The 20,548-nt window shown below is 60.8% G+C and carries 21 protein-coding genes; 12 read left to right on the forward strand and 9 right to left on the reverse strand.

Translation table 11 applies throughout. The features are described from left to right. Window positions 1–51 precede the first annotated feature (51 nt). Window positions 52–684, forward strand: coding sequence for a TetR family transcriptional regulator (locus ACEN2T_RS26545; RefSeq protein ID WP_032888346.1), 633 nt, complete (start codon window positions 52–54; stop codon window positions 682–684). Window positions 685–989: 305 nt separating this feature from the next. Here the strand turns inward: ACEN2T_RS26545 and ACEN2T_RS26550 are convergent, their stop codons facing one another. The 3 genes from ACEN2T_RS26550 to ACEN2T_RS26560 are packed head-to-tail and all read right to left on the reverse strand — an operon-like array spanning window position 990 to window position 3,580. Then, window positions 990–2,045, reverse strand: coding sequence for an alkene reductase (locus tag ACEN2T_RS26550; protein ID WP_442117808.1), 1,056 nt, complete (start codon window positions 2,043–2,045; stop codon window positions 990–992). A 28-nt stretch (window positions 2,046–2,073) separates the two neighbouring features. Continuing rightward, a complete protein-coding gene (locus ACEN2T_RS26555) occupies window positions 2,074–3,240 on the reverse strand; it encodes an MFS transporter (RefSeq protein WP_442117809.1) in 1,167 nt (388 codons plus the stop codon). Window positions 3,241–3,253: 13 nt separating this feature from the next. Next, entirely contained in the window at window positions 3,254–3,580 is a 327-nt protein-coding gene (locus ACEN2T_RS26560) for an ArsR/SmtB family transcription factor (protein ID WP_012722694.1), read from the reverse strand. 154 nt (window positions 3,581–3,734) lie between these two features. On the opposite strand from ACEN2T_RS26560, the gene ACEN2T_RS26565 reads away from it, so the two are divergent. Beyond that, window positions 3,735–4,319: an acyl carrier protein phosphodiesterase gene (locus ACEN2T_RS26565; RefSeq protein WP_095184045.1), complete on the forward strand. Its 585-nt coding sequence runs from the start codon at window positions 3,735–3,737 to the stop codon at window positions 4,317–4,319. Window positions 4,320–4,433: 114 nt separating this feature from the next. Here ACEN2T_RS26565 and ACEN2T_RS26570 read toward each other — a convergent pair whose 3' ends face one another. Together ACEN2T_RS26570 and olsB are read right to left on the reverse strand one after the other, a co-directional pair. Beyond that, the gene (locus ACEN2T_RS26570) at window positions 4,434–5,225 is read right to left on the reverse strand and encodes a lysophospholipid acyltransferase family protein (protein WP_032888334.1); all 792 of its coding nucleotides are present in this window, start codon (window positions 5,223–5,225) and stop codon (window positions 4,434–4,436) included. Beyond that, window positions 5,225–5,980 carry an L-ornithine N(alpha)-acyltransferase gene (olsB, locus tag ACEN2T_RS26575; protein WP_032888332.1) on the reverse strand — a complete coding sequence of 252 codons (756 nt, stop codon included), beginning with the start codon at window positions 5,978–5,980 and terminating at the stop codon, window positions 5,225–5,227. The genes ACEN2T_RS26570 and olsB overlap by 1 nt, the downstream gene beginning before the upstream one ends. A 184-nt stretch (window positions 5,981–6,164) precedes the next feature. Between olsB and ACEN2T_RS26580 the strand changes: the two genes are divergently transcribed. The 4 genes from ACEN2T_RS26580 to ACEN2T_RS26595 all read left to right on the forward strand — a co-directional run bounded on the left by ACEN2T_RS26580 (window position 6,165) and on the right by ACEN2T_RS26595 (window position 9,382). After that, entirely contained in the window at window positions 6,165–7,238 is a 1,074-nt protein-coding gene (locus ACEN2T_RS26580; RefSeq protein WP_442117810.1) for a serine hydrolase domain-containing protein, read from the forward strand. Next, a complete protein-coding gene (locus tag ACEN2T_RS26585; RefSeq protein WP_099601350.1) occupies window positions 7,235–7,549 on the forward strand; it encodes an amidase in 315 nt (104 codons plus the stop codon). Before ACEN2T_RS26580 ends, ACEN2T_RS26585 begins: the two co-directional genes overlap by 4 nt. An 83-nt stretch (window positions 7,550–7,632) precedes the next feature. Further along, window positions 7,633–8,223 carry a YceI family protein gene (locus ACEN2T_RS26590; RefSeq protein WP_032888323.1) on the forward strand — a complete coding sequence of 197 codons (591 nt, stop codon included), beginning with the start codon at window positions 7,633–7,635 and terminating at the stop codon, window positions 8,221–8,223. Window position 8,224: 1 nt separating this feature from the next. Then, entirely contained in the window at window positions 8,225–9,382 is a 1,158-nt protein-coding gene (locus ACEN2T_RS26595) for a phospholipase D-like domain-containing protein (protein WP_032888320.1), read from the forward strand. Window positions 9,383–9,509: 127 nt separating this feature from the next. Here ACEN2T_RS26595 and bglX read toward each other — a convergent pair whose 3' ends face one another. Beyond that, entirely contained in the window at window positions 9,510–11,801 is a 2,292-nt protein-coding gene (bglX, locus tag ACEN2T_RS26600) for a beta-glucosidase BglX (RefSeq protein WP_095184048.1), read from the reverse strand. 244 nt (window positions 11,802–12,045) lie between these two features. Between bglX and ACEN2T_RS26605 the strand changes: the two genes are divergently transcribed. From ACEN2T_RS26605 to ACEN2T_RS26620, 4 genes are all read left to right on the forward strand, one after another. Beyond that, window positions 12,046–12,657: a LemA family protein gene (locus ACEN2T_RS26605; protein WP_032888315.1), complete on the forward strand. Its 612-nt coding sequence runs from the start codon at window positions 12,046–12,048 to the stop codon at window positions 12,655–12,657. Between the two features lie 4 nt (window positions 12,658–12,661). Further along, a complete protein-coding gene (locus tag ACEN2T_RS26610) occupies window positions 12,662–13,393 on the forward strand; it encodes a TPM domain-containing protein (RefSeq protein ID WP_095184050.1) in 732 nt (243 codons plus the stop codon). A 31-nt stretch (window positions 13,394–13,424) separates the two neighbouring features. Then, window positions 13,425–14,042 carry a TPM domain-containing protein gene (locus ACEN2T_RS26615; protein ID WP_442117811.1) on the forward strand — a complete coding sequence of 206 codons (618 nt, stop codon included), beginning with the start codon at window positions 13,425–13,427 and terminating at the stop codon, window positions 14,040–14,042. A 208-nt stretch (window positions 14,043–14,250) separates the two neighbouring features. Beyond that, window positions 14,251–15,468: a class I SAM-dependent methyltransferase gene (locus ACEN2T_RS26620; protein ID WP_442117812.1), complete on the forward strand. Its 1,218-nt coding sequence runs from the start codon at window positions 14,251–14,253 to the stop codon at window positions 15,466–15,468. 41 nt (window positions 15,469–15,509) lie between these two features. Here the strand turns inward: ACEN2T_RS26620 and ACEN2T_RS26625 are convergent, their stop codons facing one another. Then, complete coding sequence (locus ACEN2T_RS26625) at window positions 15,510–16,409, reverse strand: DMT family transporter (protein WP_032888485.1); 900 nt, start codon at window positions 16,407–16,409, stop codon at window positions 15,510–15,512. 445 nt (window positions 16,410–16,854) lie between these two features. Continuing rightward, window positions 16,855–17,871, reverse strand: a complete 1,017-nt coding sequence (locus ACEN2T_RS26630) for a DUF4917 family protein (protein ID WP_442117813.1) — start codon at window positions 17,869–17,871, stop codon at window positions 16,855–16,857. Between the two features lie 124 nt (window positions 17,872–17,995). Between ACEN2T_RS26630 and yiaY the strand changes: the two genes are divergently transcribed. Together yiaY and ACEN2T_RS26640 are read left to right on the forward strand one after the other, a co-directional pair. Then, window positions 17,996–19,144 (forward strand): L-threonine dehydrogenase, encoded by a 1,149-nt coding sequence (gene yiaY, locus ACEN2T_RS26635; RefSeq protein ID WP_095184053.1) that lies wholly within the window; start codon window positions 17,996–17,998, stop codon window positions 19,142–19,144. A gap of 91 nt (window positions 19,145–19,235) precedes the next feature. Beyond that, complete coding sequence (locus ACEN2T_RS26640; RefSeq protein WP_032888492.1) at window positions 19,236–19,910, forward strand: NAD(P)H-binding protein; 675 nt, start codon at window positions 19,236–19,238, stop codon at window positions 19,908–19,910. Between the two features lie 73 nt (window positions 19,911–19,983). Here ACEN2T_RS26640 and ACEN2T_RS26645 read toward each other — a convergent pair whose 3' ends face one another. Next, a complete protein-coding gene (locus tag ACEN2T_RS26645) occupies window positions 19,984–20,472 on the reverse strand; it encodes a DMT family transporter (RefSeq protein WP_095184055.1) in 489 nt (162 codons plus the stop codon). Window positions 20,473–20,548: the final 76 nt, after the last annotated feature.

Below are 20,548 nucleotides of genomic sequence, written 5' to 3' on the forward strand. Positions count from 1 at the left end.
TAACATTGCGTTAACGATAGTCTCAAGTGTCCTGATTGAGGTTCTACTGCCATGGTTCGTCGCACTAAAGAGGAAGCTCAGGAAACGCGCAGCCAAATTCTTCAAGCCGCCGAGCAAGCCTTTTACGATCGCGGCGTCGCGCGTACGACGCTGGCGGACATCGCCGCGTTGGCCGGCGTGACGCGGGGCGCGATTTACTGGCACTTCAGCAATAAGTCCGACCTGTTGCAGGCGCTGCTCGACACTTTGCATGAGCCGCTGGACGAATTGGCCAGGGCCAGTGAGAGCGAGGACGAACTCGATCCACTGGGGTGCATGCGCAAGCTGCTGATTCATCTGTTTCATCAAGTGGCCCTGGACCCGAAAACCCGCCGCATCAATGAGATTCTGTTTCATAAGTGCGAATTCACCGATGAAATGTGCGACATGCGCCGCCAGCGCCAGACCCACAGTCTGGAATGCAATCTGCGCATCGGCCTGACTCTGCGTAATGCGGTCCATCGCGGGCAACTTCCGGAAAACCTCGATACCACCCGCGGTGCCGTTTGCATGCATGCCTACATCAACGGGCTGATTGGCCAGTGGCTGTTGGTCCCCGACAGCTTCCAATTGCATCAGGAAGCCGAGCGCTGGGTAGATGCAGGGCTAGACATGCTGCGTCTGAGCCCGAGCCTGCGCAATTGAAACAAAATGCGTAATTGCATCAGGTTGTGTCAACAGTAAAGCTTAAGGACGGTCAATCGTCCTTCTGCCTGATTGGTGGGATGACTTTATATACGGGCTGGTGGGCGGTTGATAGGTAGCCGCCTAAGTATTTTGTAGGGATTTTGTTGCGGTTCTGTGAAGCAATGTAGCCAGAACCTGTAGGCCGCCAACAACGTGAAAGGGGGCTTGCCCCCGATGGCAGTGGTTCAGTCAACACATACAGTGACTGACGCACCGCCATCGGGGGCAAGCCCCCTTTCTCATCTGGTTTTAGTTTCGGCCGATTAAAGCGGCAGGGTCGGGTAGTCGATGTAACCCACCGGCCCCTTGCCGTAGAAGGTTTCCGGGTGTGCTTCGTTGAGCGGCGCATCGGCCTTCAGACGTGCTGGCAGATCCGGGTTGGCAATGAATGGTACGCCCCAAGCCACCGCATCCGCTTTGCCCTCGGCCAGCCAGGCATTGGCGCGGTCTTTGGTAAAGCGTTCGTTGGCGATGTATACGCCGCCGAACGCTTTTTTCAGTTGTGGGCCGAGGCTGTCCGCGCCTTCTTTTTCACGGGAGCAGATAAAGGCGATGCCACGTTTGCCCAGTTCGCTGGCGACGTAGGTGAAGGTTTCCGCGAGGTTATCGTCGCCCATGTCGTGGGAGTCGGCACGCGGTGCCAAATGCACACCCACACGCCCGGCGCCCCAGACTTCGATGGCTGCGTCGGTCACTTCCAGCAGCAGGCGCGCACGGTTTTCCAGGGAGCCGCCGTAGTTGTCGGTGCGCTGGTTGGTGCTGCTTTGCAGGAACTGGTCGAGCAGGTAGCCGTTGGCGCCGTGGATTTCCACGCCGTCAAAACCAGCGGCCTTGGCGTTTTCGGCACCGGTGCGGTAGGCGTCGATGATGTCGGCGATTTCAGCTGTTTCCAGGGCGCGCGGGGTAGGGTAGTCGGCCAGTGGGCGAACCAGGCTGACGTGGCCTTTTGGCTGGATCGCACTCGGCGCCACCGGAGTTTCGCCGTTCAGGTAGGACTCATGGGAGATACGACCCACATGCCACAGTTGCAGGAAGATCTTGCCGCCCGCGCCGTGAATTGCCTTGGTCACGTTGGCCCAGCCGCGCACTTGGTCGTTGGACCAGATGCCTGGGGTGTCCGGGTAGCCCACGCCCAGCGGGGTCACGGAGGTGGCTTCACTGAGGATCAGCCCGGCGGACGCACGTTGCACGTAGTACTCAGCCATCAGTGCGTTGGGTACGCGGCCTTCATCAGCGCGGCAGCGGGTCAGCGGCGCCATGATGATGCGGTTCGACAGTTCCAGGTCGCCCAGTGTGATCGGATCGAAAATAGTCGTCATGGGAAAACACCCTTCTCTCTGAAGTTGATCAGTTGGTCGCAGGGGCCAGGTCGGCATCGCCGCCCTGACGGAAAGTAATCAGGGTTACCAGCAGCGCCAGGATCGCCAGGGCCGCTGCCGCCAGAGGCACGCTGGTCAGGCCGAAGCCGTGGGCGATCACGCTGCCGCCGACCCAGGCGCCGAGGGCGTTGCCGATGTTGAAGGCGCCGATGTTCAGGGTGGACACCAGGTTCGGTGCGGCCTTGCCGAAGGTCACCACGTTGATCTGCAACGCAGGGACTGCGGCAAACGACGCGGTGGCCCACAGGAACAGCGTGATTTCAGTCGGGATCACCGCGACGCTGGTCCAGCTCAGTGCGGTGGATACCTCCGCCATGCTGATAAACACACCGATCAAGGTTGCGGCCAGGCGTTTGTCGGCCAGTTTGCCGCCGATGATGTTGCCCACGGTGAGGCCCAGGCCGATCAACAGCAGGGTCCAGGTCACGCCTTTGGGTGTCACGCCGGTGACATCGCCGAGCAGCGGCGCAACATAGGTGAAGAGGGTGAACATCGATGCTGCGAACAGCGCAGTCATGCTCAGCGACAACCAGATGCCGGCACCTTTGAGGGCGGCCAGTTCGGCGCGCATGTCGAGTTTTTCTTCGTCACGCTTGGCTGGCAGGAAGCGGATCAGGCCGATCAACGCCACCACACCAATCACCGTCACCGCCCAGAAGGTCGAGCGCCAGCCGGCTTCCTGGCCCAGCGCGGTGCCCAGCGGCACGCCGAGTACGTTGGCGAGGGTCAAACCAGTGAACATCAATGCCACGGCCGAAGCGCGTTTGTTGGCTGGCACCAGGTTGGCCGCCACCACCGAGCCGATCCCGAAGAACGCGCCATGGCATAGCGCGGTAACCACGCGGGCAAACATCAGCACGTTGTAGTCGCTGGCCAGGGCGCAGAGCAGGTTGCCGACAATAAAGATGCCCATCAACGCTACCAGTGCGGCCTTGCGCGGCAGCTTGGCGGTGGCCAGTGCCATGAAGGGCGCGCCAATGGCCACGCCCAAGGCATAACCGGTGACCAGCCAGCCGGCGCCGGGGATCGACACGCCGAGGTCTGCCGCCACATCGGGCAACAGGCCCATGATGACGAACTCGGTGGTGCCGATGGCGAAGGCGCTCAGGGCCAGTATGAGTAGCGAGAGGGGCATTTGGGTTTCCTTGTTACAGCGCTGCGTTGTCGTCAGCGCTGAGTTCTGTGGTGAGCGCCGCAAGGAAGGCCTGGATGGTTTCCTCGTTGCGTTTGAAGAAGTGCCACTGCCCGGCCTTCTGGCTGCTGATCAAACCCGCCCGTTGCAAGGTGGCCAGATGGGCCGACACGGTCGACTGGGACAAGCCGCAGCGTTGGTCGATCTGCCCGGCACAGATGCCGTATTCGTGGTTGTGCAGTTGCTCGGGGAATTGCACTTTCGGGTCTTTGAGCCAGGTGAGGATGTCTCGTCGTACTGGGTGCGCCAGGGCTTTTATTATTTCGTCGAGGTCGATGGACATGGCAGGTGCTCAGTGTCGTAAAGCGTTATATCGCGATGAGGCGAACCTTAAATCGTTATATCTCGATATACCAATATGATTTTGGTCTTAACTCAGTCCAAATCGGTATATCGGGTTATAACGATACGTTGACGGCAGTGCTAGACTGCGCGCCATGAATTATCTCGCACATCTGCACCTGGGCGGCCAACTTCCTGCACAACTGCTGGGCAGCCTCTATGGCGATTTCGTCAAAGGTCGCCTGCAGGGCCAGTTCAGCCCGCCCATCGAAACGGCGATCCAGCTGCATCGCTCCATCGACCGCTTCACCGACAGTCACCCGCGGGTGGGAGAGGCGTTGTCGCGTTTCAGCCTCACCCGCAGGCGTTATGCGGGAATCGTCCTCGACGTGTTTTTCGATCACTGCCTGGCGCGGGACTGGGCGCTGTACGCCGACCAGCCCCTGGACCACTTCACCTCGCAGGTGTACCGCGTGCTGGCGGCAGAACCGCAGTTACCGGGGCGCTTGGCGCAGATTGCGCCGTATATGGCGGCGGATGATTGGTTGGGGTCGTACCGCGAGTTTGCGGTGATGGAGCAGGTGTTGCGGGGGATTTCGCGACGGCTGACACAACCCCAGGAATTAGGGTTTGCGATGCAGGAATTGCGTGAGTTGTATGAGCCGTTGAGTGAAGACTTCCGGATTTTCTACCCCGAACTGCAAGCCTTCGCGCATAACCACCTGACAACACAAAGCTAAATGTGGGAGGGGGCTTGCTCCCGATTACGGTGTGCCAGCCACCACTGATGCTGGCTGATCCACTGCTATCGGGAGCAAGCCCCCTCCCACATTTGGAAAAGTGTCTGGCTCATATCACGCGGCAAAGGCTGGTCGCGTCGCTACTTGTTCAGTCTCCGGCACCGGCCCAAACAACGCCCTCTGCACCGCCTGCTGCGCCTGATGCGCCAGCGCCGCGCGTTCCTGCCCGGCGCAGGCAATCGGCTTGAGCACATGGATCTCCACATCGCCCTGATCATTGCCGAACAAGCGCATCAGGTGCGACAGCAAATCATCATCGCCAATAAACGGTGCCAATGGGTCCACTTGCCCATCGCGCAGATAACGAATCGCCACCGGTTGCAGCGCCACGTCCGCATCAATCGCACTGGCCAGCAAGCGTCCGTGGAAGGTACGCAGGCTGCGCCCGTCGGTGGTGGTGCCTTCGGGGAACATCAGCAATGGATGCTGTTGTTCCAGGTGACGGGTCATCTGCTTGCGGATCAACTGGCTGTCGCCCGAACCACGACGGATAAACAGGCTACCGGCCTTGGCTGCCAACCATCCCGCCACCGGCCAGGTGCGCACTTCCGCCTTGGACAGGAACGACATTGGCGCCACCGCGCCCAGCAACGGAATATCGGTCCAGGACACGTGATTGCTCACCCACAGCATCGGCTGCGTCGGCAACTCACCGTGCACGGTCACGCGAAAGGGCAGGGCGTTGGTCAGCCGCGCCATAAAGAATCGCGACCAACGCTGGCGCCGCACCATGGAGTTGGCGATGCCCAAGCGCTCGAACACACCAAACACACTGGCCATGCTTAAACCCAGCGCCACGACCACCAGCACGCGGGCAATGCGCCCGTACACGCGCAGGCGGCTCATCACATGGCCGCCTTGAAGTGGCGCGCATAACGCGGGCACAACTCATCGCGCTTGAGCAGGATGAACACGTCGGCCACCTGGAAATCTTCATCCCAGCACGGCTCGCCGCAGATCTTTGCGCCCAGGCGCATGTAGGCCTTGAGCAGCGGAGGCATCTCCGCGATTACGTTGGTCGGCAGGTCCAGCGCCGGCAGCGGTTTTTTCGGTTCGGCGCGCAGGTGTTCGTTGCACAGGTAGCGTTCGCGCAGGCGCTGCATGATTGCGTGGGCCTGGATGCCGCCGTCGTGCATCGGGATGCTCGCGCAGCCCATCAAATAGCTATAGCCGCCTTGGTTGAGGACTTCAGCCAACTCGCCCCACAGCACAGCGATGGTGCCTCCGTTACGGTAGGCCGGGTCGACGCAGGTGCGGCCGATTTCCAGGATTGGGCCTTGCAGGTGCAGCAAGCCGTGCAGGCTGAATTCTTCTTCGCTGTAGAACCGGCCCAAGGTGCTGGCAGCCTGGTGGTCGAGCAAACGGGTGGTGGCGACGAGTCGTCCGCTGTTCAAATCCCGCACGCCGATGTGGCTGCAGTGAACATCATAGTCATCCATGTCCAGACCCAGTTCCGCGCCTTTCAGCTTGGCGTTGAACTCGCCGCTGAATACGTTGAACCGCAGGGCCTGGGCTTCCTGCAACGCTTGTGCGCCAACCAGGCGTTCGGCTTGCAGACGGCGTTCATTGCCGGTGTCGCTGATGCGGGCGATCTGAGTCATGGCGAATCTCCGAGTGCCAGCCACGTTCCGGCCGGTCGACTTGTTTGTCCAAACTCAGGCTATGTAGGCTCGGTGTCATCTCCATGAAGTTATGGTGACGCTTGGATGACAGCCCCTTTGTCGCAAATCTGTCATCACCCTCGGCTAGGCTCGCGGGCTTGAATGCCCCCTTGAGTCTGTGTCCATGGTCAGAGGCCTGCTGTGCGTTGCCCTGCTGTTTGCCACCGTTACCGCCCGCGCCGACACCTGGCCCGACAAGGACTGGGCCAAGGGCACGCCGCTCGCCGGGCCCGCCATCCAAGCACTGGATGCCTACGCGTTCCCGCCGCGTGACGATGCCACTCGCCAAGGCGTTCGCACCGATGCGCTGCTGGTAATCCGCGACGGCCAGATCATCTATGAACGCTACGCTGCGCCCACCACCGCCGACACGCCGCATCTGACCTGGTCTATCAGCAAGAGCCTGATGGCCACCGTTCTGGGCGTCGCCTATGGCGATAATCGCTTCAAACTGACTGACCCGGTGGCGCGCTTCTACCCGCCGATGAAGCAACATCCCACGGTGACCATGGCCGACCTGCTGCACTGGGCCTCGGGCCTGGACTGGCAGGAAGACTACGAATACGCCCCGCTGAAATCCTCGGTGGTGGCGATGCTCTATACCCGTGGCCGTGCCGATATGGCTGAGTTCGCCGCCAATACCGAATCTTTCAGTGCACCGGGCCAGGTCTTCCGCTATTCCAGCGGCGACAGCAATATTTTGTCCGCCGCGCTCAAAGGCATGCTGGGTCACAAGGCTTATATGAGTTACCCGTGGGATGCGCTGTTCAAGCCGCTGGGCATTCGCAACGCCACGTGGGAAACCGATGCCGATGAAACCTTCGTCGCCTCGTCCTATGCCTACCTGACTGCGCGCGATTTGGCCCGCGTCGGTTTGCTGATGGCGCGGGACGGTCGCTGGGGCGAGCAACAATTGCTGCCTGAAGACTGGGTGGCTTTCAACCGCCAGCCCTTCGCCAACTACAAGGCCGGCCAGGACGAAGCCGTCCCTGGCGGTCATTGGTGGCTGAACCAGGGCACCCCGCGACCCTGGCCCGACGCCCCCGCCGACACCTTTGCCGCCCTCGGCCATTGGGGCCAGGCGCTGTACGTGATGCCCACCGAACACCTGGTGATCGTGCGTTACGGCGACGATCGCGACGGCAGCTACCGCCACAACGAACTGCTCAAACGCGTGCTCGCGGCGGTGCAACCATGATCCGTCGTCGGCCGTTTACCAGTGTCTTTTTACTGTTGGTCCTGGCCCTGCTGGGTTGGATCTGGCACGAGCGCGTTAACCTGCAAGCCTTCCCCGACATCATTGCGGCGTATACCGCCAAGGAGTATTGCTCGTGCCGGTATGTGGCGAACAATCCAGCCGATTATTGTCGGGGATATGTGAAGCAGTACGTGCCCACCAGTGCGTTCAGTGATAACCCGGAGCGCAGTGAAGTGACGGCGAGCGGGTTGGGGCGTACGCACCGTGCACGCTGGTTCGGCGACCGCCAGGGCTGTCGCCTGAGTCCTTGACCCGTCTCGCTTCCACATTGGATTTGCGCCGCTTGTGACATTGCGCTTAAGGTTCGTTCAGGTTTTTTCCCCACGAGTCCTTAATGTTCAACGCGTCTGTTATCAAACCCCTGGCCTTTGCCCTGCTGGTCGCTGCCGCCGTACCCGCCCACGCCGATTGGTACCTGGACAACGAGTCCTCGCGCCTGTCGTTCGTCACCACCAAAAACACCGAGATCGCTGAAGTCCATCGCTTCCTGGTGCTGCACGGTAAGGTCGACAGCAAGGGCGCGGCGCAATTGGAAGTGGAGCTGGAGTCGGTCAACAGCAGCATCCCGCTGCGTGACGAGCGCATGCGCAATCAGCTTTTCGAGATCAAGACTTTTCCTGATGCGCTGATCAGTGCACAGATCAACCTGCAACCGATCAATGACCTGGCCCCCGGCGCGCAACTGGAATTGCGCCTGCCGCTGAACGTCACCTTGCACGGCAAAACCCAGACCTACAGCGCAGAACTCCTGGCCACGCGCCTGGATGACCGGCGTTTCCAGGTGGTGACCCTGGAACCTGTGGTGTTGCACGCCGAGGACTTCGACCTGGCACCGGGTGTGGCGGCATTGCGTGAAGCGGCGGGGCTCAAGTCGATCAGCTTGTCGGTGCCGGTGGGTGCGGTGCTGATTTTTACGGCGCGCTGACGTGAGCGGCGCGGTGTTCCCGTGGCGCAGCGCCAACCGTTTCGAGTTGTTGATCGACGGACCGAATTTCTTTCCACAAATGCTCGTGGGCATTGCCCGCGCTGAGCGCCAGGTGGATCTTGAGTTGTACTTGGTGGAGGCGGGCGCGTGCGCCGAAGCGCTGGTGCAGGCGCTGGTGCTCGCCGCCGAACGTGGCGTGCTGGTGCGTTGCCTGTTCGACGACTACGGCAGTCTCGCGTTCACCCTGGGACTGCGTAAGCGTTTGACCGATGCCGGTGTGGTGCTGCGTTTCTACAATCGCCTGAGCTGGCGCCGTTGGATGCGCAACCTGTACCGCGACCACCGCAAGCTGCTGCTTATCGACCAGAATATCGCCGTGGTTGGCGGCACAGGCGTCACCGATGAATTCTGGACGCCGGGCGAAGACACCGCCGAATGGCACGAAGTGATGGTGCAGATCAGCGGCCCGCTGGTGCTGGATTGGCAGGCGCTGTTCGACCGCCAATGGCACGCCAACGTGGCGCGCCGTGAGTGGAAACCGGCCACCCATTTCGGTTTGCCGCGCCTGCCCAAAGTACCAGCGACCGGCCCGGGACTGGGCCGCGTCGCGTATGCGGACGCCCGTCAGCACCGCGACATCCTGCAATCGCTGATCCGCGCGCTCAACAGCAGCAAGACACGAATCTGGCTGGCCACGCCGTATTTCTTGCCCACATGGGGCGTGCGCCGTGCCTTGCGCCGGGCGGCAGGGCGTGGGGTGGATGTGCGTTTGCTGCTCACCGGCCCGCGTACCGATCACCCGTCGGTGCGTTACGCCGGGCATCGCTATTACCCACGCTTATTACGCTCGGGCGTGCAGATTTTTGAATACCAGCCGTGCTTTTTGCACCTGAAAATGGTGCTGGTGGACGATTGGGTCAGCATCGGCTCGTGCAACTTCGACCACTGGAATCTGCGCTTCAACCTGGAAGCCAACCTTGAAGCGTTGGACCCGGAATTGACGCTGGCGGTGGAAGGCAGTTTCGAACGGGATTTTGCCCAGAGTCAGGCGGTGAGCCTGGAGGCGTGGAAGGCGCGACCGTTGTGGCGGCGGGTGAAGCAGCGGGTGTGGGGGTGGATTGATCGGTTGGTGGTGAACGTGCTGGACCGACGCGGCTAGCAAGAACACTGAGATCAAATGTGGGAGAGGGCTTGCCCCGATAGCGATGACTCAGCTCCAGATCTGCTGGCTGGTACACCGCAATCGGGGGCAAGCCCCCTCCCATATTGTTTGAGCGCGTCAGGCGTTAGAGCAGTTCGAACGTCTGCTGCTGCACATCCCGGGAGTCCAGGCCGATCTGCACATTGAACTCGCCGGGTTCCGCCGCGTACTTGAGCTGGGTGTTGTAGAACTTCAAGTCTTCCTCGGTGATGGTGAAGTGCAAGGTGCGCTCTTCACCAGCCTTGAGCATGATTTTCTGGAAGTTCTTCAGTTCTTTGATCGGACGGATCATCGAACCCGCGACGTCCTGGATATACATCTGCACCACGGTTTCGCCGTCGACCTTGCCGGTGTTCTGCACCGTGACGCTGGCGTCGAGCTTGCCGGTCTTGTTCAGGGTGGTGGACGACAGCGCCATATCCGACAGGCTGAACGTGGTGTAGCTCAGGCCATAACCAAACGGGAACAGCGGCCCGGTGGTGTCATCGAAGTACTGCGAGGTGTAGTTGCCCGGTTTGCCTGGGGTAAACGGCCGGCCGATGGTCAGGTGGTTGTAGTAGGTCGGAATCTGGCCCACGGAGCGTGGGAACGTAATCGGCAGCTTGCCCGACGGGTTGTAGTCACCGAACAGCACGTCGGCGATGGCGTTGCCGCCTTCGGTGCCAGCGAACCAGGTTTCCAGGATCGCGTCGGCCTGTTGGTTCTCTTCCAGGATCGACAGCGGGCGGCCGTTCATCAGCACCAGCACCAGCGGCTTGCCGGTGGCCTTAAGCGCCTTGATCAGGTCGCGCTGGCTTTGCGGGATGTTCAGGTCGGTGCGGCTCGACGATTCGTGGGACATGCCACGGGACTCACCCACGGCCGCGACGATCACGTCGGCATCCTTGGCCGCTTTGACGGCCTCATCGATCAGCACCTGCGGTGCGCGCTTGTCATCCACTACTTCCGGGGCATCGAAGTTGAGGAAGTTGAGGTAGTCCACCACCGCCTTGTCGTTGGTGATGTTGGCGCCACGGGCGTAGATGATCTTGCCTTTCTCGCCGATGACTGCATTCAAACCGTCGAGCAGGGTCACCGATTGTTCCGGCTTACCGGCAGCGGCCCAGCTGCCCATCATGTCGATCGGCGCCTTGGCCAGTGGGCCCACGAGCGCGATGGTCGCGGATTTTTTCAGTGGCAGGGTGTTGTTCTGGTTTTTCAGCAATACCAGGCTGCGGCGCGCGATATCGCGGGCCTCGGCGCGGTGCAGGCGGCTGTCGGCATAGGTGTCTGCCGGGTCATCCTCGGCCTTGCCGATGCGCAGGTACGGGTCCTTGAACAGGCCCATGTCGTACTTGGCGCCGAGCACTTCGCGCACGGCGTTGTCGATGTCGCTCTGTTCGATCTCACCGGACTTGAGCAGCCCAGGCAATTCCTTGCCGTACAGCGAGTCGTTCATGCTCATGTCGATGCCGGCCTTGATCGCGAGCTTCGCGGCTTCACGCCCGTCTTTGGCCACGCCGTGCTTGATCAGTTCGAAGATCGCGCCATGGTCGCTGACGGCCAAGCCTTTGAAGCCCCAGTCCTTGCGCAGCAGGTCGTTCATCAGCCAGGTGTTGGCAGTGGCAGGCACGCCGTTGATCGAGTTGAGCGCCACCATCACGCCGCCGGAGCCGGCCTTGATCGCCGCGTGGTATGGCGGGAGGTAGTCCTGGTACATCTTGACCGGGCTCATATCGACCACGTTGTAGTCGCGGCCGCCTTCCACCGCGCCGTACAGGGCGAAGTGCTTGACGCTGGCCATGATGCTGTCGGCATTTGCGGGGCTAGCGCCCTGGAAGGCCCGGACCATGACTTCGGCAATTCGCGACACCAGGTAGGTATCTTCGCCGAAACCTTCGGAGGTACGGCCCCAGCGAGGGTCGCGGGAGATGTCGACCATCGGCGCGAAGGTGATGTCGAGGCTGTCGGCGGCGGCTTCCTGGGCGGCGATGCGCCCTGAGCGACCGATGGCGTCCATGTCCCAGCTGGAGGCCAGGGCCAGGCTGATCGGGAAGATGGTGCGGTGGCCGTGGATCACGTCATAGGCGAAGAACATCGGGATCTTCAAGCGGCTGCGCATGGCCGCGTCCTGCATCGGACGGTTTTCCGGGCGGGTGATGGAGTTGAACGTGCCACCGATGCGGCCGGCGGCGATTTCCTTGCGGATCAGCTCGCGGGGCATTTCGGGGCCGATGCTGATCAGGCGCAATTGGCCGATCTTCTCATCGAGGGTCATCTGCTTGAGCAGGTCGCTGACGAAGGCGTCCTTGTCTTTAAGCGCAGCAGGCTTTGTTTCTGCCCAGACGGGGTGGGTGGCCAGCGTGGCAACAAGGCCGAGCAAACACAGCTTCTTCATGAATATCCTTTTTCGGCTCACTGCACAGCAAACATGCGCTGTTCTGCCAAAATGTGGGGAACATATGTTGTTGTTCGAGTGTTATTGCAGAAAATGCACCACACTTCTGAACTCTTATTTGCGCTGGGCATCTTTTTAGCTGAATGATTCGATGCAATCCAGTAGTGGGAGCGGATTATGCCCCAAGCGCGCGGTTTATAGGGTCAGTCGTCAAATTCCATCAAGATTGCTCAGGAGAGACACCATGCAAGCAGCACAAGGTTACCGCTGGGGCTTCAAAGCCGCAGCTTTGCTATTGATCAGCACGGTGCTGAGCGGTTGCGGCATCAACACTATCCCCACCCTGGACGAACAGGCCAAAGCCGCGTGGGGCCAGGTGCAGAACCAATACCAACGCCGCGCCGACCTGATCCCTAACCTGGTGGAAGTGGTCAAAGGCTACGCTGCCCATGAACAAGACACCCTCACCGCCGTGATCGAAGCGCGGGCCAAGGCCACCTCGATCCAGGTCGACGCCAGCACCCTCGACAATCCCGAGAAACTCAAACAGTTCCAGCAAGCCCAGGACGGTTTGAGCGGCGCGCTTAGCCGCTTGATGGTGGTGTCCGAGCGCTACCCGGACCTCAAGGCCAACCAGAACTTCCTGGCCCTGCAATCCCAGCTTGAAGGCACCGAAAACCGTATCGCCGTGGCCCGTCGTGATTTCATCCAGGCCGTGCAGGCCTACAACACCGAGATCCGCACCTTCCCAGGTCGTCTGTGGCACAGCGTGATGTACAGCGACTTGCCGATCCGCCAAACGTTTGAAGCCACCAGTGCCGATGCCGATAAAGCACCCCAAGTGAAGTTCAAGTAAGCCGATGCGCTTATTACGGATAGGGCTGGCGCTGTGGCTGCTGGCCTGCGTGGGCGTGGCCCAGGCAGCGCTGACCTTCCCGGAGTTGACCGGACGGGTGGTCGATAACGCCCAGATGATCGACCCGGCGGTGCGCGCGCAGTTGTCCCAGCAGTTGCAGGCGCTGGAGCAAACCGCCGGCGACCAGATCGTGGTGGTCACCGTGCCTGACCTGCAAGGCGTGCCTATTGAAGACTTCGGTTATCAACTGGGGCGCCACTGGGGCATTGGCCAGAAGGGCAAGGACAACGGCGCGCTGTTGATCGTCGCCCGCGATGAGCGCAAATTGCGCATCGAAGTCGGTTACGGCCTGGAAGGCGTGCTGACCGATGCGCAGTCCTGGGTGATCATCAACCAGGTGATCACCCCCAAATTCAAAACCGGCAATTTCAGCCAGGGCATCAGCGACGGGGTGGCCGCGATGATCCAGGTGGTGGGCGGTGAGCCATTGGCGGTACCGGCCCATGTGGCGGATGCCAATTTTGCCAAGGATAATCCCGGGTTTTCCATCGGCCTGGTTATCCTGCTGATTGGCGTGTTGTGGCTGTGTAACCGCATGGGCCTGCCGGTGGGCGCGATCCTGCTGGCGATTCTCAGCAGCAGTGGACGCGGCGGCGGCGGGGGAGGCGGTGGCGGCGGTGGTTTTCGCGGCGGCGGTGGCGGCTTCGGCGGCGGCGGTGCTTCAGGTGGCTGGTGATGACAATAACTAGAAAAGAGCATGTACAACCATGGCATTACTGACTGAACACGAGCAACGCCAAGTCGCTGAGGCAATTGCCCGGGTCGAGCAACAGACCGACGCCGAGTTGGTCACCGTGCTGGCCGCGCGTGCCGACGATTACGCCTACATCCCCTTGTTGTGGGCCAGCTTGATCGCCTTGGTGGTGCCGGGTGTGGTGCATTACCTGTCCGGCTACCTGACCATGTACACCTTGCTGCTGGCGCAATGGGCGACGTTCATCGTGTTGTGCCTGGTGTTCCGCTTGCCCAAGGTCACGACCCGCTTGATCCCGCGCTCCGTGCGGTACTGGCGCGCTTCCAACCTGGCGCGCCGGCAGTTTCTGGAGCAGAACCTGCACCACACGCTGAGCAGTACCGGGGTGCTGATTTTTGTCAGCGAGGCGGAGCGTTATGTGGAAATTCTGGTGGACGATGGCATCTCCAGCCGCCTGGATGACAGTCATTGGGATGGGATCGTCAGGGCGTTTACCCAGCAGGTGAAACAGGGGCAGACGCTGGCTGGGTTTATTGCGTGTATCGATGCATGCGGTGAATTGCTGAAGGTGCATGTGCCGGTAACGCAGACCCGCAATGAACTGCCAAACCGGCTGGTCGTACTGGAATAGCCCCGCCACCACTGGCTGAAAATGTGGGAGGGGGCTTGCCCCCGATTGCAGAGTGTCAGTCAACGATGTTCAAACTGATCCACGGCTATCGGGGGCAAGCCCCCTCCCACATTTGAGTCTGCGGTGACCACTGGTCAAATAACTCCGTGCCCTGGTGGACTATCCCCCCTAAAATGCCCGGCATTCCCAGCCCGAGGCGTTTTTGTTCATGTCCGTCACCGCTCAACCTGTCCGCCCTGCGCCGGATCACCACGCCCAGTTCATCGAACTGTTGAGCACAAGCCTTGCGCAGAACGCCTTTATCAAGCTGGTGCTGGCCAAGTACGTCGGTGACGAAGCCGAGCTTCAGCGGCTGATCATCAAGGCGGTGACCGTCAAGGAGCAGCCATGCCTGTCCTTCGTCTACCGCTACAAGACCCGTGACATCACCAAGAACTTGCCGCTGGCCGACGGCGTGGCGGCGATTGCCGAGCTGCTGCCGGCGTCGTTCAAGAATGCGCACTTGCTGTCGCTGACCGACGAAGCCCAGTTGGAATACAGCAAGAAGAACAAAAGCTCGCTGTTCAAAAGCAAGCCACAGCAACTGCGCGAGGCACCTTCGGCGGAGCATAACCGTGAGAAGAATCGCTTCCTCGACCTGAGCCGGCCGTTCCTCGCCGACCTGGGCGTGACCGATTCCAAGCAGGCGCTGATCCCGTCGATGTCGCGCAAGTGGAAGCAGATCAACAAGTTCATCGAAGTGTTCAGCCATGCGCTGACCTCGTCACCGCTGAAGCTGGATCAACCGGTGCGTGTCGCCGACTTTGGTTCGGGCAAGGGCTACCTCACGTTTGCGATCCACGACTACCTGCGCAACACCCTCAAGGCCGAAGGCGAAGTTACCGGCGTTGAATTGCGCGAAGACATGGTGATCCTGTGCAACACCGCCGCTGCGCGCCTGGAACACCCGGGTCTGGTATTCAAATGCGGCGACGTACGCAGCGTGGCGCCGAGCGAGCTGGACGTGATGATCGCCCTGCATGCCTGCGATATCGCAACCGACTATGCGATCCACACCGGTATCCGCTCCGGCGCGTCGATCATCATGTGTTCGCCGTGCTGCCATAAGCAGATCCGCTTGCAGATCCAGAGCCCGGTGCTGCTCAAACCGATGCTGCAATACGGTTTGCACTTGGGCCAGCAGGCGGAAATGGTTACCGACAGTTTGCGGGCATTGTTTCTCGAAGCCTGTGGATACGAGACGAAAGTGTTCGAGTTCATCTCGTTGGAACACACCAACAAGAACAAGATGATCCTCGCGGTCAAGCGTAACGAGCCGGTGGACAATACGCAGTTGCTGGAGAAGATTCAGGAACTCAAGGCGTTCTACCACATCACTGAACACTGCCTGGAAACCCTGCTGCGCGCGGATGGCTACCTGGCCTGAACACTGCTCAAATGTGGAAGGGGGCTTGCCCCCTTCCACATTTAGACTGCACTTGGCTTGGGGACTGGCGCAGGTTGCACCGCCGTCTTGCGCCCCAGCATTACCGTCACAATCACCCCGCACGCAAACACCCATGTAATTGGCTCGATATGTTCCCCAAAGAACAACGCCGAAAACGCGATGGTGAAGAAGATCTGCAACAGCTGGATCTGGCTGACCCGCGCAATGCCGCCCATGGCCAACCCGGCGTACCAGGCAAAGAACCCCAGGAACTGCGAGAACAGCGACACATACCCAAACGCCCACCAGGTACGCATGGAAATCGCACCTTGATGCTGCGCCGCCAAGTACCACACCGGCCCGATCAGCACCGGCGTTGACAGCACCAGCGCCCAACAGATCACCTGCCAGCCGCCCATCTCCTTGGCCAATCGACCGCCCTCGGCATAACCCAAACCGCCCACGGCAATCGCGCCGAGCATCAAGAGATCCCCCGCCTGGATGCTTCCGGCGCCGGTGATCAACGCATAACTCAATACCAACGCACTGCCCAATGCGGCGCAGGCCCAGAAGGCTTTCGACGGCCGTTCATGGGACAGCCATGCTGCATACAGCGCCACGCAAAGCGGTTGCAGACCGTTGACCAGCGCACCATGGGACGCCGGCAAGGTTTGCATGGCCCACGCCGACAGCACCGGGAAACCGAGAATGACCCCGGCGATCACCAGGCACAAACCCCGCACCTGGCGCCAGGTCGGCCAGCGCTCACGGCGCCACAGCAACAGCGCCGCCGCCGGTACCGCCGCGAACAACGCTCGGCCCAGGCCATTGAGCAACGGGTGGATTTCCTGCACCACGATACGGGTGAAGGGCAGGGTCAGGCTGAAGATGATGACGCCCAGCAGGCCGAGGGCCATGCCGGTGTTTTCGCGCGAGCTCATGGGGGCAACCGAAATCTAGAGGGCTTCAAGGGAAGCCCATATAGCCACAACCCCCGTCGAACGCGGGCCTACAGCTGGATACGGATTTATCCGTACAGTTGATCTTGTGTGGGCGCTGGCTTGCCTGCGATTGCATCATGTCGTGGTCACTGACACACCGGGGTGTCTGCATGGCGGGCGCGCTAGCCCCGCCATAGAACCCGCGAAAGGCATCGGCCGACAACGGGCCGGGCTTGTCTCGCGTTGAGGGGCGAAGCGCTCCCTGATGAAGACGAATGCGGTGTATCCGCCGCTTCTCTGCGCCTGGTTTTGGGGCTGCTGCGCAGCCCTACGCGGGACAAGAAGGCGCTCGACTGAAATGACTCATGCAGGACTCTAGACTTAAGGGTTGGTATTTAAGCCTTTAAAGTCAGTAACTTATTTAAGTTTGATAAGGCGGGCGTGATCAGCGTTCCACAGGTACTGAGAGTGCTGGATCACCCAGTGGATGCGTGCGCGCCGCAAAAAACTTCAGCTCCACGCCGCTGCCGTCAAATAACTCCGAATACCGCCGCTTCTGCTGGCGAATAAACCCGTCACTGCGCCCCGACACCGAGATCGCCAGGGTGCTCAAATTGGCTTGGCGAATGGCAGCCACCAAGTGCTGATCCTGAGGCCCCAGGCCGTGCCCAAAGATGCACAGCGCGCCTTCATAGGTCAGCAACTGCTCATAGCAGAACGACAGGTAGTCCGAACTGCGGATGGTCTTGAGCTTCTCCTGCACGGTGCCTTCGCTGACAAACAGCGGCACATCGTCCAGGGTCTTGATCGTGTTGTTGATGGCAAAGCTGCTGAGCAAGGTGCTGTCAGTCGTGGGTAATTTGCGTGCGGTGCCGTCGAGGTTTCGCACCAGGTGCAAGCCGCCGTGCAGGTACAGGATGCGTGTGGCGTCGGTGCGGGTGTTGCGCAGGTCGAAGCTGGCGTCGGCGCTGCGGAACAGATCGTCGATGCCCGGCGTGTGCAGGATCGCCCAATAGTTGAGCAGGTCATAGTTGCTGGTGAATACGGTGGAGTAACCGGCCAGTTCCGCGTTGATCGTCGCCAGTGTCGATGGCTTCACCAAGCGCCACGGGATATGCACGGCGTGGATGGTGTTGATCAATGCTTCCTTGATCGCGTAGTAGCGATTACGCGGCGCCGCCGAGCTGACTGCCAGGGCCTTGTTGACCCGGCTGGTGGTTTTCAGCGCGCCCAGTGCTTGTTCGAAACTGCGGGTTTGCAGGGCGTCGAACACACTGAGTTCGGATGGGCTGAGGGGTTTTTCTTCGACGGTGCGGGCGTTTTCGAACAGCGAGTCGTAGGCAAAGTCTTCCCAAACCGTACGGCTCGCGCCGTTGCCGATCAGAATCCCAGTGAAGTCGATGGTGCTGCGCAGGGCACTCCAGTCTTCAAGGTGGGCGTCAATATCCTGGAAATCCTTCATTGCGGCGGGCTACTCGAAATCGGCTGGGCGGTGACTTTATCACGAGCTGACGTTGATCCTGATCAAGATGCCGCAGACAACTGAGGCCGATGCTAGAGGCAGAAACGTTATCCGAGGATTCGCCATGAGTAGCACCTTCTTCATCCCAGCCGTCAACATCATGGGCACCGACTGCCTCGACGAAGCCATGAACGCCATCCGCAACTACGGTTTTCGCAAGGCGCTGATTGTCACCGACGCCGGTCTGGCCAAGGCGGGCGTCGCCAGCATGATTGCCGAGAAACTGGCGATGCAAGACATCGACTCGGTGATCTATGACGGTGCCAAACCCAACCCCAATGTGGAAAACGTCGAGAAAGGTCTGGCGCTGTTGCAGCAAAGTGCGTGTGATTTTGTGGTGTCGCTGGGCGGCGGCTCGCCCCATGACTGCGCCAAGGGCATCGCCCTGTGCGCCACCAACGGCGGGCATATCGGCGACTACGAAGGCGTGGACCAATCGGCCAAGCCGCAACTGCCGCTGGTAGCCATCAACACCACTGCCGGCACGGCCAGCGAGATGACCCGCTTCTGCATCATCACCGACGAAACCCGTCACGTGAAAATGGCCATCGTTGACCGCAACGTCACGCCACTGCTGTCGGTCAACGACCCATCGCTGATGGTTGGCATGCCTAAGGGGCTCACCGCCGCCACCGGCATGGACGCCCTGACTCACGCCATCGAAGCCTATGTCTCCACCGCCGCCACGCCGATCACTGACGCCTGCGCGATCAAGGCCATCGAACTGATCAGCGCCAACCTGCGCCTGGCCGTCCGTGATGGCAGTGACAAGGTCGCGCGGGAAAACATGGCTTACGCGCAGTTCCTCGCCGGCATGGCGTTCAACAACGCGTCCCTGGGTTTTGTGCACGCCATGGCTCACCAGCTGGGCGGGTTCTACGACCTGCCCCACGGCGTGTGCAACGCGGTGCTGCTGCCCCATGTGCAAAGCTTCAACGCCAGCGTAAGCGCCAAACGCTTGAGCGATGTAGGCCGAGCGCTGGGGGCAGACATCAAGGGCATCACCGATGAAGAGGGCGCCCAAGCTGCCATCGCCGCCATTCGTAGCCTGGCCCAGGACGTTGAAATTCCGGCGGGCCTGCGTGAGCTGGGTGCCAAGTTGCAGGATATTCCGCTGCTGGCGACCAATGCGTTGAAGGATGCGTGCGGCCTGACCAACCCACGGCGCGCGGATCAGCGTCAGATCGAGGAGATCTTTCGCAGCGCGTTTTGAGTGGGGCAGCCTCAAGCTGCAAGCGTTAAGCTACAGGTTGGATGCATTCAACTTGAGCATGAAGCTTGCGGCTTGCCGCTGAGGTCACCTTATGAGAGTTCTGTTATTCGGAGCCACCGGCATGGTTGGCCAAGGCGTTCTGCGTGAATGCCTGTTGGCTGCCGATGTCCAGGAAATCGTCGCCGTTGGCCGCACGCCCCTGACCCAGGAACACGGCAAGCTGCATCAGGTATTGCACAGCGACATGCTGGATTTCCAACCCCTGGAAAACCTGCTGCAAGGCTTTGATGCCTGCTTCTTCTGCCTCGGCGTGTCGTCGGCCGGCATGAATGAAACCACGTACACCCATCTCACCTATGACCTGACGCTCGTAGCTGCCAGCACCTTGGCGCGGCTCAATCCACAGATGACGTTTATCTACGTGTCCGGCGCTGGTACCGACAGCTCCGAGGCGGGCCATTCGATGTGGGCGCGGGTCAAAGGCAAGACCGAGAACGCGTTGCTGCGATTGCCGTTCAAGGCGGTGTACCTGTTTCGGCCGGGGATCATTCAGCCGCTGCACGGTGTGCGCTCTAAGACGCCGCTGTATCAAGCGTTTTACTCCGTGCTCGGGCCAGTGCTTTCGTTGGTGCGTCGGGTTAAGCCGGGCTGGGTGGTGAGTACGGAAACTGTCGGCCGAGCCATGTTGCAAGCGGTGCGCCATGGCGCGCCGCAACCGGTGGTGGAGCAGGGCGAGATCAATCGCCTGGCGGCTGAGCGCTGCTGATGCTGTGGCCGCGCGCAACGGTGAGTTGCCTTGCGCACCGGATGACATCACTGAAAACGATGCCAAACGCTGATCAGCTCGCTGTTGCCAGTGCACGTGCGGACGTGTTGCCAAACTGAATGAGCGCCACACCTCCCATCAACAACAATGCCCCAAGCACCCGTGGCGTTGTCAGTTGACGCTCCACCAGACCGAACAACCCAAAGTGATCGAGCAGCAGTGATGCAAGCATCTGTCCCGCCAACGCCAGGGCGATAAACCCCGACGCACCCAGCTTGGGCAGCAGCATCAACGCCAGCGCGATAAAGCACACACCAAACGCGCCTCCGGCCCACATCCACAGCGGCGCCTTGACGATAAACGTGAGGCTGGGCAGCGGCAGACGCAGCGCCACGATCACCGGCAGCAACACCATCATGCTCACCAGCAGTGACGCCAGGGTGGCCCACAGCGGGTGGCCGAGCCCGCGCCCAAGGTTGGCATTGATGGCACTCTGAAACGGCACCACCGCCCCGGCGATTACCGCTAGCGCCAATAAACCTGCCCACTGCAACGTTGTCATGTTGGATCTCCCAGAGGTTTTGCTGGACTCTAGGTCATTCGTCGATCAAATTTAAATTCCAAATTCTTATGCTGGA

The organism is Pseudomonas sp. W22_MBD1_FP4 (genome assembly GCF_052113765.1).
Classification (GTDB): domain Bacteria; phylum Pseudomonadota; class Gammaproteobacteria; order Pseudomonadales; family Pseudomonadaceae; genus Aquipseudomonas; species Aquipseudomonas sivasensis.

Excerpts from the sequence above, each read along its gene's own strand:
- ACEN2T_RS26545 (WP_032888346.1), top strand. The coding sequence starts at position 52 with ATGGTTCGTCGCACTAAAGAGGAAGCTCAGGAAACGCGCAGCCAAATT.
- ACEN2T_RS26550 (WP_442117808.1), bottom strand. The coding sequence starts at position 2,045 with ATGACGACTATTTTCGATCCGATCACACTGGGCGACCTGGAACTGTCG.
- ACEN2T_RS26555 (WP_442117809.1), bottom strand. The coding sequence starts at position 3,240 with ATGCCCCTCTCGCTACTCATACTGGCCCTGAGCGCCTTCGCCATCGGC.
- ACEN2T_RS26560 (WP_012722694.1), bottom strand. The coding sequence starts at position 3,580 with ATGTCCATCGACCTCGACGAAATAATAAAAGCCCTGGCGCACCCAGTA.
- ACEN2T_RS26565 (WP_095184045.1), top strand. The coding sequence starts at position 3,735 with ATGAATTATCTCGCACATCTGCACCTGGGCGGCCAACTTCCTGCACAA.
- ACEN2T_RS26570 (WP_032888334.1), bottom strand. The coding sequence starts at position 5,225 with ATGAGCCGCCTGCGCGTGTACGGGCGCATTGCCCGCGTGCTGGTGGTC.
- olsB (WP_032888332.1), bottom strand. The coding sequence starts at position 5,980 with ATGACTCAGATCGCCCGCATCAGCGACACCGGCAATGAACGCCGTCTG.
- ACEN2T_RS26580 (WP_442117810.1), top strand. The coding sequence starts at position 6,165 with ATGGTCAGAGGCCTGCTGTGCGTTGCCCTGCTGTTTGCCACCGTTACC.
- ACEN2T_RS26585 (WP_099601350.1), top strand. The coding sequence starts at position 7,235 with ATGATCCGTCGTCGGCCGTTTACCAGTGTCTTTTTACTGTTGGTCCTG.
- ACEN2T_RS26590 (WP_032888323.1), top strand. The coding sequence starts at position 7,633 with ATGTTCAACGCGTCTGTTATCAAACCCCTGGCCTTTGCCCTGCTGGTC.
- bglX (WP_095184048.1), bottom strand. The coding sequence starts at position 11,801 with ATGAAGAAGCTGTGTTTGCTCGGCCTTGTTGCCACGCTGGCCACCCAC.
- ACEN2T_RS26605 (WP_032888315.1), top strand. The coding sequence starts at position 12,046 with ATGCAAGCAGCACAAGGTTACCGCTGGGGCTTCAAAGCCGCAGCTTTG.
- ACEN2T_RS26610 (WP_095184050.1), top strand. The coding sequence starts at position 12,662 with ATGCGCTTATTACGGATAGGGCTGGCGCTGTGGCTGCTGGCCTGCGTG.
- ACEN2T_RS26615 (WP_442117811.1), top strand. The coding sequence starts at position 13,425 with ATGGCATTACTGACTGAACACGAGCAACGCCAAGTCGCTGAGGCAATT.
- ACEN2T_RS26620 (WP_442117812.1), top strand. The coding sequence starts at position 14,251 with ATGTCCGTCACCGCTCAACCTGTCCGCCCTGCGCCGGATCACCACGCC.
- ACEN2T_RS26625 (WP_032888485.1), bottom strand. The coding sequence starts at position 16,409 with ATGAGCTCGCGCGAAAACACCGGCATGGCCCTCGGCCTGCTGGGCGTC.
- ACEN2T_RS26630 (WP_442117813.1), bottom strand. The coding sequence starts at position 17,871 with ATGAAGGATTTCCAGGATATTGACGCCCACCTTGAAGACTGGAGTGCC.
- yiaY (WP_095184053.1), top strand. The coding sequence starts at position 17,996 with ATGAGTAGCACCTTCTTCATCCCAGCCGTCAACATCATGGGCACCGAC.
- ACEN2T_RS26640 (WP_032888492.1), top strand. The coding sequence starts at position 19,236 with ATGAGAGTTCTGTTATTCGGAGCCACCGGCATGGTTGGCCAAGGCGTT.
- ACEN2T_RS26645 (WP_095184055.1), bottom strand. The coding sequence starts at position 20,472 with ATGACAACGTTGCAGTGGGCAGGTTTATTGGCGCTAGCGGTAATCGCC.